12 protein-coding genes and 1 pseudogene are annotated in these 11,930 nt (G+C 51.0%); 3 read left to right on the top strand and 10 right to left on the bottom strand.

What is annotated here, in order from left to right; genetic code table 11:
- The 3 genes from tatB to GN241_08305 are packed head-to-tail and all read left to right on the top strand — an operon-like array spanning position 1 to position 2,187.
- Entirely contained in the window at positions 1–468 is a 468-nt protein-coding gene (tatB, locus tag GN241_08295) for a twin-arginine translocase subunit TatB (protein XAT57367.1), read from the top strand.
- Positions 465–1,352, top strand: a complete 888-nt coding sequence (tatC, locus tag GN241_08300) for a twin-arginine translocase subunit TatC (protein XAT57368.1) — start codon at positions 465–467, stop codon at positions 1,350–1,352. Before tatB ends, tatC begins: the two co-directional genes overlap by 4 nt.
- Positions 1,345–2,187, top strand: coding sequence for a DUF815 domain-containing protein (locus GN241_08305; GenBank protein ID XAT57369.1), 843 nt, complete (start codon positions 1,345–1,347; stop codon positions 2,185–2,187). The genes tatC and GN241_08305 overlap by 8 nt, the downstream gene beginning before the upstream one ends.
- A 7-nt stretch (positions 2,188–2,194) precedes the next feature.
- Here GN241_08305 and GN241_08310 read toward each other — a convergent pair.
- From GN241_08310 to alr, 10 genes and pseudogenes are all read right to left on the bottom strand, one after another.
- Positions 2,195–3,318 (bottom strand): annotated as a pseudogene (locus tag GN241_08310) (peptidoglycan DD-metalloendopeptidase family protein).
- A gap of 61 nt (positions 3,319–3,379) precedes the next feature.
- Complete coding sequence (locus GN241_08315) at positions 3,380–4,021, bottom strand: protein-L-isoaspartate(D-aspartate) O-methyltransferase (GenBank protein XAT57370.1); 642 nt, start codon at positions 4,019–4,021, stop codon at positions 3,380–3,382.
- On the bottom strand, positions 4,021–4,803 hold the full coding sequence (surE, locus tag GN241_08320) for a 5'/3'-nucleotidase SurE (protein XAT57371.1): 783 nt from the start codon (positions 4,801–4,803) through the stop codon (positions 4,021–4,023). The genes GN241_08315 and surE overlap by 1 nt, the downstream gene beginning before the upstream one ends.
- Positions 4,804–4,978: 175 nt before the next feature.
- Positions 4,979–5,626 carry an SDR family NAD(P)-dependent oxidoreductase gene (locus GN241_08325; protein ID XAT57372.1) on the bottom strand — a complete coding sequence of 216 codons (648 nt, stop codon included), beginning with the start codon at positions 5,624–5,626 and terminating at the stop codon, positions 4,979–4,981.
- A gap of 79 nt (positions 5,627–5,705) precedes the next feature.
- A complete protein-coding gene (locus GN241_08330) occupies positions 5,706–7,157 on the bottom strand; it encodes an amidophosphoribosyltransferase (GenBank protein XAT59225.1) in 1,452 nt (483 codons plus the stop codon).
- A 149-nt stretch (positions 7,158–7,306) separates the two neighbouring features.
- On the bottom strand, positions 7,307–7,858 hold the full coding sequence (locus tag GN241_08335; GenBank protein XAT57373.1) for a CvpA family protein: 552 nt from the start codon (positions 7,856–7,858) through the stop codon (positions 7,307–7,309).
- A 26-nt stretch (positions 7,859–7,884) separates the two neighbouring features.
- Entirely contained in the window at positions 7,885–9,249 is a 1,365-nt protein-coding gene (gene radA, locus GN241_08340) for a DNA repair protein RadA (protein ID XAT57374.1), read from the bottom strand.
- A gap of 100 nt (positions 9,250–9,349) precedes the next feature.
- On the bottom strand, positions 9,350–10,096 hold the full coding sequence (locus GN241_08345; protein XAT57375.1) for an ATP-binding cassette domain-containing protein: 747 nt from the start codon (positions 10,094–10,096) through the stop codon (positions 9,350–9,352).
- Positions 10,093–10,878 carry an MlaE family lipid ABC transporter permease subunit gene (locus GN241_08350; GenBank protein ID XAT57376.1) on the bottom strand — a complete coding sequence of 262 codons (786 nt, stop codon included), beginning with the start codon at positions 10,876–10,878 and terminating at the stop codon, positions 10,093–10,095. Before GN241_08350 ends, GN241_08345 begins: the two co-directional genes overlap by 4 nt.
- On the bottom strand, positions 10,875–11,909 hold the full coding sequence (alr, locus tag GN241_08355) for an alanine racemase (protein ID XAT57377.1): 1,035 nt from the start codon (positions 11,907–11,909) through the stop codon (positions 10,875–10,877). Before alr ends, GN241_08350 begins: the two co-directional genes overlap by 4 nt.
- Positions 11,910–11,930 lie beyond the last annotated feature (21 nt).

Below are 11,930 nucleotides of genomic sequence, written 5' to 3' on the forward strand. Positions count from 1 at the left end.
ATGTTCGATCTGGGTTGGACCGAGCTGCTCCTGATCGGGATTGTGGCGCTTATTGTGGTAGGCCCCAAAGATTTACCAATGCTGTTTCGGAAAGTTGGACAGTTTGTGGGAAAAGCCAAGGGCATGGCGCGTGAATTCAGCCGAGCGATGGATCAGGCCGCAGATGATGCGGGCGTGAAAGATATATCCAAAACGATCAGCGCGGCAACCAATCCAGTAAAAACTGGTATCGATGGTTTGAAAACTGCAGCGCAGGATTTCACTTCAGTTGCCCCCGGTTCCGAAGCAGGAAAATTGTCAAAAGAGCGCGCCGAGGCAGCTGCGAAAATAGAAAAAGCCACAGCCGAAAAAGCAAAAGCCCGTCTTGCCGCCGAGGCAGCGGCAGAAGTGGCTGAACCCAAGTCCGAAGACGTGAGAGTTGATGCTAAAACGCAAGATACTGTTGCAGAGGCTAAAGGCGAAGCATGAGCCCAAGTGATAAAATTGAGGAAAGCACTGCGCCGCTCATAGAGCATTTGACAGAGCTGCGCCAAAGGCTGATCTATTCGGTGCTGGCGTTTTTGGTTGGCATGATCATTTGTTTTACCATCTGGAACCCGATCTTCAACTTTCTAACCCAGCCCTTGTGTTCAGCGATGGCACTTAAGGGGCATGAGGATTGCGGGTTGATCCTGATCCGGCTTCAGGAAGGTTTTTTTGTCGCTATTTCTATTTCGCTTATGGGGGGATTGGTGTTGTCTTTTCCCTTTATTGGCTATCAATTATGGCGCTTTGTAGCCCCCGGCCTTTACAAATCGGAAAAAGGTGCCTTCTTACCCTTCTTGATCGCCTCGCCTTTTATGTTTTTTCTTGGCGCCGCCTTTGCCTATTTCGTTGTAACGCCGCTGGCCTTTGATTTCTTCTTGGGCTTTCAGCAAGCTGGGTCTGTTCTAAGTGAAGAAATGACAGATAATGCCACCGCGGGTATTGCGTTTCAAGGCTCGGCTCAGGAATATTTGAGCTTAACGATTAAATTTATTTTGGCCTTTGGCATATGTTTTCAGCTGCCTGTACTGCTTACTCTAATGGGAAAAGCGGGATTGGTCAGCGCTGATGGCTTAGGCAGCGTACGCAAATACGCCGTGGTGGCCATTTTGGTTTTGGCCGCGCTGGTTACGCCACCTGATGTGATCACGCAGGTGATTTTATTCGTGGTGGTCTATGGGTTATACGAAGTGTCTATCTTTTTGGTCCGACGCGTCGAGCAAAGGCGTGAAGCCAAGTTAGAGGCGGAGGGCTTGGATGAGGATGAGGCAGATATAGACTTTGATTCGGATCTTGAAGATGGACAGGGGTCCGGCAAGAATGACTGAGCCGCTTGAACGCATCGCCGCTGCGTTAGAGCGGATGGCGCCGGCGCCATTGACGGCCCCGGATTTAAAGCAAGCCGATGCTTTTGTTTGGCATGTTGATCCGGATTGCCTGCAGCCGGTTCAAGACGTTTCGCGCGTTGATCTAAGCCTTTTGGTGGGTATAAATCGCGCGCGCGATACGCTAATGCAAAACACGTTGCAATTTGCCAAAGGACATGTGGCAAATAATGCGCTGTTATGGGGCGCGCGCGGTATGGGCAAATCATCGCTGGTAAAGGCGATACATGGGGCTGTGCTTGCGAAGGGTTTTGACGTGAAAATCGTCGAATTGCAGCGCGAAGATTTACCTAGCGTTGCCAGGCTATTGAATATTCTGCGCAGCGCGCAGCATCGCTTCATATTGTTTTGCGACGATCTGAGCTTTAGCCATGATGATCAGCATTATAAATCTTTGAAAGCTGTGCTCGATGGAGGCATTGAGGGGAGGCCGGAAAACGTATTGTTTTATGCAACCTCAAACCGTCGCCACTTGATGCCGCGCGATATGATTGAAAATGAACGCTCGCAAGCCATTAACCCCTCAGAAGCGGTGGAAGAAAAAGTATCGCTTTCGGATAGGTTTGGCCTGTGGCTTGGATTTCATCCGTGTACGCAGGATGAGTATCTTGAAATGATTAACGGTTATTGCACGGCCCATAACCTGCAGATTGATCCCGATGAATTACGCGCGCAAGCCATCGAGTGGCAGGCCACCCGTGGCGCGCGCTCTGGACGCGTCGCTTGGCAGTTTTTTGCGGATTTAGCGGGGCGGTCGGGGTTGAGCCTGCGCCAATGAAGCAGGCTTATTGCAAATAATCTAAAGGGTCCACGCTCTCCAAACCCTGGCGCACTTCGAAATGAAGATAGGTTGGATTGCTGGGGGGATTTTCCCAATCGCCTGTCCACGCGAGACTTTGGCGCCTTTGGAGACAGATATATTCCCAACATTTGCGTAAACGGTCAGCAGCTCATTGGCGTGTTTGATAACCACAATAGGAACCTGATCAACATCCGCCGTTATCGCGGCAACGGTGCCTGTTTCCGCCGCTACGATTGTGCTGCCCGCCGGGGCCGAGAGATCAATTCCCTCCGTTTTGCCTTTTACATATTCGCGAATAATTTTGCCGTTTACCGGGTATGTAAGCTTTCCTGTGGTGGCTACGGTCTCTTTCACAGGCGCTTTTTCTTTTAGGGGTGTGACTTGCGAGGCCGTGGCGCTTTCGGCTTTTGGCAGGGGGGTGGATGAGCTGGGTGGCAATGGTGTTTGGGATCCCTGTCCTGGCTTTTCGGGCCGCGTTTTGGGGGCTGTGATCGGCACTTCGAGCATCAGAGGGATCAGCAAATATTGATCTTCTCGTATTGTAAAATTGCTGTCTAATCCGTTCCATTCCGACAGTGATCGGATGGAAACATTATAAAGGCGTGATATGGTGAAGGCTGTTTCACCGCGGCGCACCTTATGGCGGATGGGCTCATCTTTATTTGTTGCGGGTTGTGATGTTTTTGAAGCTTGAGACGTTTCTACCTTTGCAAGTGCGCTTTGCGTCAAAGCGCTGACGTCAATCTCAGCGCTTTGCCTGGCCGCGGTCTCGGAAAATTTTGGCAAAGCCAACACTTCGCCTGCGCGCATCTTTTTCTCGCGGGACACACCATTATAGCTGGCAAGAGAGTTTGGCGAGAGCCCTAAGCGATTTGCGATGGATGTTACAGTATCGCTCTCTCTGGCCACCACCACTTGATAGGTCGGGTATTCGATGATGCCAAGCTCATCTGGCTCGGCTCTTGGTGTTGCCACTCTTTGCGCGGCGGCGCTTGTGTTATATTGGTTTTGTCTCATATCAAGATCAAAACCTGAAGTGTCACATCCAGTCAAAATTACGACATATAAACAAAAAAGAGAAAAAGAAAGAGCCGCAGGCCTAAACATTTAAATAACTCCTAACCCAGTACAATTCTTACATGACCATAACTATTTTGTAAATTTTTACTTAATTTTCTTTTGCAATACCTTCCAAGAGCGGTACGAACCTAACTTCCTTTAAATCATCATATTCAAAACCGGTTTCCGTGCGTTTTACGCGGATTAGATTTTGAACCGCATCGGATTGTCCAACAGGCAGAACCATAATCCCTCCTACCTTTAATTGTTCCATTAAGGGGCCTGGGGGGTCTTCGGCGGCGGCGGTCACCAATATGCGGTCAAAAGGCGCTTGCTCCTTTAATCCGTGGCTTCCATCAGCACAGATTGAAATAATATTTTGCAACCCCAAGCGGTCAAAAAGCTTCTTTGCATCCCGAACCAAGGGTTTGTGGCGCTCTGCTGTGTAAACGCGTCGAGCGAGTTGGCTCAAAATGGCTGCTTGGTAGCCTGAACCTGTTCCGAGTTCTAGAACTGTATCGCGCGCGCCCACTTGCAGGGCCTGGGTCATTAAGCCCACCACCGAGGGCTGTGAAATTGTTTGGCCACAGGCGATGGGCAGGGGGATATCTTCATAGGCCCGATCTGCGAACACGCCCGTTACAAAAAGCCCCCGATCAATTTTTTCCATGGCAGTTAAAACGCGTACATCGGTTACGCCTTGCGAGCGCAATTGAAACAAAAACTGCATGATTGTTTCTGCTTCTTGCATTATTCGATGGCTTTCAAATCATGTAAGGCTTTGTGATCGGTGAAATCTGCGCGCATCGGTGTAATGGAAATATAATTTTCTAGGTTTACTGCAGCATCGCTTTCCGGTGCGGCTGCAACCTGCTGATCACCGCCCTTGATGAATAGAAAGTTACGGCGGTTTGCTGCCGTATAAGGCTCGGTGCTAAAATTGGAGCCGCGTCGAAAGCCCTGCGTGGCAAGTTTACGCCCTTTGACCCATTCTGCCGGGCAGGGAGGAAAGTTTATATTGTAAAATAGCTGATACTCTTGTGATGCTGGAGGATGGGCAGATAAAACCGCTTGCACAATTTCAGCGCCATAGGTTGCGCTGGCCTCAAACGGATCGTCAATGTTCACGTTGTTGGGACCCAAATATTGCGAAAGCGCAAAAGAGGGTACGCCTTGCAACGCCCCTTCGATCGCAGCTCCCAAAGTGCCTGAATAAAGAGCATTTTCAGCAGAGTTATTGCCACGGTTTACCCCGGATAAGATAATATCGGGAGGAGAGTCTTTCAAAATATGGTGCAGACCTGCCAACACGCAATCTGCCGGGTATCCGTCGATACTGAAAGAGCGCGGGCCTAGTTGCGAGATCAATACGGGTGAGGACAGGCTGATTGCATGCGCAACGCCGGATCTTTCGGTGCTGGGCGCCACTGTCCACACGTCTCCTGCCGCGCCTGCTAAGGTTTTGGCGATTTTCTGTAGGGTTTTCAGGCCCGGAGCGTTGATGCCATCATCATTGGTAATTAAAATCCGCATATACCCACCCTATTGTCGTCTTTCACCGCTTAAAGCAGACTGTTCATGCCGGCAAGCCATCCGCGTCATAAACTTTTTTTCGCCCCCGCGTTTTTTCAAAGCGGACATTAATAAACGGGATGCATTTCCCCTGTTGTAAATGGGATTTAGCCGATTGCGGTCGGGGCCACTAGGTTTAAATAAGATTGAGCTCTGTGAGAAGGCGTTTTGCTTCGCTGAGCGGATCAGCAAGACGCTCTCGAGATTCGCCAGGATGAAACCGTGCCCGGGTTGCGGTTGGCATTGGATGAGGTGCAACAATATCAACGCGCGGCCCTGAAGTTTTTTGTTCTTTGGCCCAACTGCGTGCCAATGTAATTTGCGCTGTTTTGGTCGCCCCATAGGCGCCGTAAAACTTATTCCCAATATGCGGATCGTCAAAGAACACGGCGCGCCCCTCTTGCCCAAGAAGTGGCGCAATAAAAGGGATTAAAATGCCAGTGGCGGTTAGATTTGTAGCAATCGATTTGCTCCAATCTTTGCTGTCGAGCGTCGCTGCTGGCCCCAATGGCGCCGCGTGCACTGCCGTATGACACCAAAGATCAACATGCCCCCAACGATCAAAGATCGAGCGACAGATTTGCGCCAAAGCATCTTGGTTTGTTATATCAACCGGGGCGAGAGTGGCTGATCCGCCTGTTGTTTGGATGCGATCATCAAGCGCCTCTAACGCACCTGTTGTACGCGCAATCGCCACAATGTGATGATTTGCGCTTAAAGTTTCGGCTAGGGCTGCGCCAAGCCCGCGCGATGCGCCCGTGATCAAAGCAATTTTTTCCGTCATGGGGCGCTGATGCTCATTTTTGCAACATTCGTCAAGAGGCGGTGAAAGAGGCTTATGCTTTATTGGTTTGGCACGCGCTTTATTCGGCCGCCTTCAAAACAAAGCCTTTTGTGATCATGTCTGAGGGTTCGACAGGGTATTCGCCTGAGAAACAGGCGTCGCAATATTGTGGACAGCTGCTGTCACGCCCTTTGGCTTCACCGACCGCGCGATACAGCCCGTTAAGTGAAATGAACTTTAAACTGTCGATTGCCAAATGTTGGCGCATTTCGTCTTCCGTCATCGTGGCCGCCAATAGTTTTTCCCGCTGGGGGGTATCTACCCCGTAAAAGCAGGGCCAAGCTGTGGGGGGGCTGGCGATACGAAAATGTACTTCTGCGGCGCCAGCGTCTAGGATCATTTCTTTAATTTTGCGCGAGGTTGTGCCGCGAACAACGGAATCATCCACCAAAATGATCCGTTTCCCCTTGATCAAAGCGCGGTTCACATTCAGCTTTAAACGTACGCCCATATTGCGGATTTGTTCGGTTGGCTCAATAAAAGTGCGCCCCATATATTGGTTTCGAATGATCCCCATCGCGTAGGGGATTCCTGATTGTTGCGAGAAGCCAATTGCAGCAGGCGTACCGCTATCGGGAACTGGGCAAACCAAATCTGCCTCAACAGGGCTTTCTTTGGCCAGTTCAACGCCGATTTGCCGGCGCGTCTCATAGACGGAGCGGCCTCCAATAATACTATCGGGGCGCGAGAAATATACATGTTCGAAAATGCAAAATCTTGGGTTTTGTTGTCGAAACGGAAAGTGGCTTTCTATACCTTTTTCGGTTATAACGACCATCTCACCGGGGGCGATTTCCCGCACAAAATCGGCTCCAATGATATCCAAGGCGCAAGTTTCAGAGCTTAAGGCCCATCCATCGCCCAACCGGCCAAGCACCAGAGGCCTTACGCCCAAAGGATCGCGCACTCCGATCAGTTTCGTGCGCGTCATCGCGACGATGGAAAAAGCGCCTTCAACGCGCCGCAATGCATCTTCCATGCGTTCGGGAATATTACGCTGTAACGAGCGCGCCATCAGATGAATGATACATTCGCTATCCGAGGAACTTTGGAAAATCGAACCACGTTCGATCAATTCGCGCCGCAATGAGTCGGCATTGGTGATGTTTCCATTATGCGCAATAGCCGCGCCGCCCATTGCAAACTCGCCAAAAAAAGGTTGAACATCGCGGATAGCTGCGCCTTTTTTGCCCGCCGTTGAATAGCGCACATGGCCAATAGACAAGGAGCCGGGTAAAGTTTGCATCAATGATTGCGATGTGAAATTATCCCGCACATACCCAAAGCGACGCGCAGAGTTAAAACCGGATTCGGGGTCATGGGCGACTATTCCGCCGGCCTCTTGCCCTCGATGTTGAAGCGCATGCAGGCCCAAAGCGACAAAATTGGCTGCGTCCTGAACGCCGGTGACGCCAAAGACGCCGCATTCCTCGCGCAGTTTATCATCATCAAACGGGTTCGCTGGCGGCATGGTCTTGGTTTGCAAAATAAGCAGCTCCGATTCAGGCGCAGGATTTACTGAAGCTCTTATCGAGTTTCAGCCAGTCTGTCACGGATGTAATGCGAAAGATCCGTCGTTTTCCCAAGGTTTTTAGCACGCGGCGTAAACCTATCTATTATTTATTCGCAGACCAGAACCAATTGCTCATATTGTAGAGTGATCCATCCCAAAGCGCGCTCTGGATTGCGTTCGGTTATTGCCGTGGCTAAATCACTGAACAATTGGGCTGAGAAGCTTGCTTCGATTATGGCGTAGCTTTCTGTATTGAAAACTGTCCGATAGGCAAAAAATGCGATCGCAATCAAAGCCACTCCACGCAACAGACCAAAGAGCAGCCCCAGCCCGCGATCAAGCCGGCCGATCGCTGTTTTATCTATTGCAGAGGATAAAAGCGGCGTGAACAAAGATAAGACGACCAAAAACACTGCGAAGATGGTTACAAAGGATACAATGATCGACAGCTCACAACTATCAGCGAGAATTGGCCCGATTGCGGGAATTTCTTTGACCAAGGGCAAAAGTTGCGGTGCAAATATAAACCCTAACACCGCCGCGGCCACCCAACCTGCGATCGCCATTAACTCTCGCAGTAACCCGCGCGAATAGGCCAAAACGGCTGATAAGAGAATGATCGCCAGGATGCCGCCGTCAACAATGTTGAATGTGTCCATTTAATCCACTTCCTTATCGCGCGTCATTAACCAGCCCCGAATATGTCACCAACAAACGAGGATAGATTCGTAAATTGAGTCAATTCAAGGTATTCTTTACTGAGCCGCTGTTCTGCGGTTGGTATGATGGCTTTGCTGAAACCAAGCTTTTGCGCTTCTTTCAACCTATTTTCTGATTGAGCAACCGGTCTTAATGCTCCGGAGAGGCTAATTTCTCCAAAAACCACCGATTCTGCGGGAAGGCTTACATCTTCGCGCGCCGAAAGAAGCGCGGCGGCAACGGCAAGATCTGCGGCAGGCTCATTGATTTTTAAACCGCCTGCCACATTTAAATAGACGTCCATGCCTGAAAATGGAATGCCACAACGGGCTTCGAGCACCGCCAATACCATTGCCAAACGGGCATTATCCCATCCGACCACCGAGCGGCGGGCCTGCGCGTGCGGAGTCGGGGCCACGAGGGCCTGAAATTCAACCAAAACCGGGCGCGTGCCTTCCATTCCGGCAAACACCACCGAACCCGGGCTTGGGGTTCCCCGTTCCGAAAGGAATAAGGCCGATGGATTGCTGATTTCTTGCAGGCCCTTGCCGGTCATCTCAAAAACACCGATCTCATCGGCGGCGCCAAACCGGTTCTTGACCGCGCGCAGAATGCGAAATTGATGGCCGCGTTCGCCCTCAAAATAAAGCACGGTATCAACCATATGTTCAACCACGCGGGGCCCTGCAATCTGCCCCTCTTTGGTAACATGGCCCACCAATACAACCGAGAAGCCGCGTTTTTTTGCGAAATTGGTCAATTCATGCGCTGCGGCGCGCACTTGGCTGACGCTGCCGGGGGCGCTGTCAACGTGATCCGACCAAATCGTTTGAATCGAATCAATAATCACTAATTTGGGTTTTTCACCGTCTAATGTTGTTAGTATATTTCGCAGATTTGTTTCGGCCCCAAGTTGAATAGGGGCTTCTTTCAAGCCTAAGCGCTGTGCCCGCATCCGAACCTGTGCGCTGGCTTCTTCGCCCGAGATGTAGATGGTTTTTAATCCGTTATGTGCAAATTGCGCCGCCGCTTGCAGCAAAAGCGTTGATTTCCCGATACCTGGATCTCCCCCCACCAAAATGGCAGAGGCTGGCACCAGGCCACCACCCAAAACGCGGTCAAGCTCGTCTATTCCGCTCTGTGTGCGTGGATTTGGCGCTTCGTCGGTGTCAAGGTTGCTAAGTTGAACAGGGCTCCCTTTTTTCGCCCCTAATGAGGTTTTTGATGGGCCTGAGCTTAAGGCTGTGTCTTCTGAAATTGTATTCCAGGCCTCGCAAGAATCGCAGCGGCCTGACCATTTATTGGTGACGGCGCCGCAATCTGAGCAAGAATAAGATTTGGATTTAGACATGCGCGTTATGTGCCAATTTTGCAGACTGATGGCAAGCTTGCTGTGCACGATCGAATGATCTTGCACGCGCCGTCATATGCGCCATTTTTCTAAGCAGTCTTCAACGAACCGCTTCGATAGGTCCTGTGGCGCGCCCATGAATGAATTGATCAACAAATGGGTCATTTGACTCGGTCAGATTTTTAACGGGTCCTGTCCATTGAATTTTACCCAAATGAAGCATCGCAACTTGATCTGCAATCGCGCGAACCGAAGACATATCATGGGTGATGGTCATAGCGGTCACTCCCATTTCGGTGACAATTTCCCGGATTAGGTCGTTGATCACACCCGCCATAATGGGGTCCAAACCGGTGGTTGGTTCATCAAAAAAGATAATTTCGGGATCCGCAGCGATCGCACGGGCCAGCCCAACGCGTTTTTGCATGCCACCGGATAATTCGCTTGGGTATTTATCGGCAACATCCGGTTGCAATCCGACCCGGCGCAGCTTTTCGATTGCGATCTCGCGGGCGTCAGCTTTTGATTTTTTTAATGCTCCTTGCGTCAAGCGGAAGGCGATATTTTCCCAAACGGGCAGGCTGTCAAACAAGGCCGCACCTTGAAACAGCATGCCGAAGCGCGATAAAAAATGATCTCGATCTAGCGTTTGCATATCTTTTCCCTCAAGAAAAACTTGACCTTGATCGACGCGCATCAAACCCAATATGCATTTTAATATCACCGATTTGCCAGTGCCTGAGCCTCCTATCACAACCAAGGACGAGCCTTTGGCGATCTTTAAAGACACACCTTGCAAGACCTTATTTGAACCAAAACTTTTGTGAAGGCGATCGAGCTGTATCATGCGCTAAAAAACAATTCGGTTAAGATGTAATTGGCCGCCAGTATTAAAACGCTGGCGCTTACCACGGCAGATTTTGTCGCGCGCCCCACACCCTGCGCGCCGCGCCCAGAATTCATACCAAAATAACAGCCCATTATAGCCACAATAAACCCAAACACCGCGCCTTTTACCATCCCGCTAAGAATATCCCAAAGCTGCAAAAAATCGACGGTGTTTTTTATATAGGCAGCGGGGTTAAAATCTAACCGGGTGACGCCAACCACATAACCGCCCATAATACCAATCGCATCACCAACGCCCACCAAAAGAGGCACTGCCAATGTTGCGGCAAGCACGCGGGGCAGGGTAAGATATTTCATCGGATTTGTTGATAGGGTCACCAAAGCATCGATTTGCTCGGTTACTTTCATTGTGCCAAGTTCCGCGGCGATTGAACTGGCCACGCGCGCCGCAACCATCAAACCGCCCAGCACAGGGCCCAATTCGCGCGCCATACCGATCGCTACGATCGATGGGACCACCGCTTCCGCGCTAAAACGCGCGCCCCCGGCATAGATTTGCAGAGCCAAAGCGCCGCCTGTGAAAAACGCAGTCAAGCCAACGACGGGCAAGGACAACCAGCCAATTTGCATCAAAGCATTTCCAAATTCGCGCAGATAAAACGGCCCCGAAAAGGCTTGGCGCAGCGTGTCGAGGATAAACAAGGTGACGCGACCAGTCGCGCCCAGCACGTTAAGCGTGGCCGAACCAATGGCCTGCACAAGGGTGGTCAGGCTCTTCATTCGATATATCGCCGCTCATAGCGCCCGCCTAGAGAGGTTAATATCTCATATCCGATCGTACCAGCGCCATCCGCCAGCGTATCAATACCCTGCGTCGCATTGAGCAATTGCAAACTTTCCGGCAAGTGATCGAGCAAAGTGACGTCGACGCAAATTAAATCCATTGAAATGCGCCCCACGATAGGGCATCCAATATTGTCCGAAAACAGCCGCGTATTTGGGCCCATAGCGCGCAGGATACCATCGGCATATCCGGCGGATATAGTTGCAATTTGCCTTGGGGTTGTGGCAGTCCAAGTGTTTGAATAGCCTACGGTTTCTCCTGCAGTCACGGGCCGAGTTTGGATCACCGGAATATCAATTTTTACAACCGGGTTTGCTTCTAAAAAGGGCGCGCCGCCGTAAAGCCCGATGCCTGGGCGGGTAACTTCGAAGTGATACGCTTCACCCAACAGAATGCCACCTGTTGCTGACAGCGAACGCGGGATGTTACAATCGGCTGTCAGCTCACGAAACAGCTGCAGCTGATGCGCGTTCATCTGGTGGTTGGAATCATCTGCGCAGGCCAAATGCGACATGATCAGTTGTGGCTTTAAGCGCAGCGCCAAATCACGCAGCGCTGTCCATTCGGTCGGCTCCATTCCCAACCGGTTCATACCCGTATCAAGCTGCAATCCAAAAGGATGATCCGGAAGCGATTCAATATGGCGCAACAATTGATCTACGGAATTAACCATCGGGATCAAATTTGCCTCTTTGATTAAAGCGGTATCCTGCGCCATATGGCCAGAAAATACGCTGATACTGGGGCCGTTGCCCAACGCTTTGCGCAGCGCCGCGCCTTCTTCTGCCACCGCCACGAAGAAATGCTGCGCGCCTTCTGACGCCAAGGCGGTTGCAACGCGCGCACTGTCAAGCCCATAGCCATCAGCTTTCACAACCGCGGCTGTGATACCCGCGGATTTCGCGTTCAACGCCTTCCAATTCGCCCTCAGAGCGCTTAAATCAATGGTTAAAACGGCAGTGCCCATACGCTTTTCTTCACCGAGCTT

This window comes from Rhodobacteraceae bacterium IMCC1335 (assembly GCA_039640495.1).
Lineage (GTDB): Bacteria > Pseudomonadota > Alphaproteobacteria > Rhodobacterales > Rhodobacteraceae > Thalassovivens.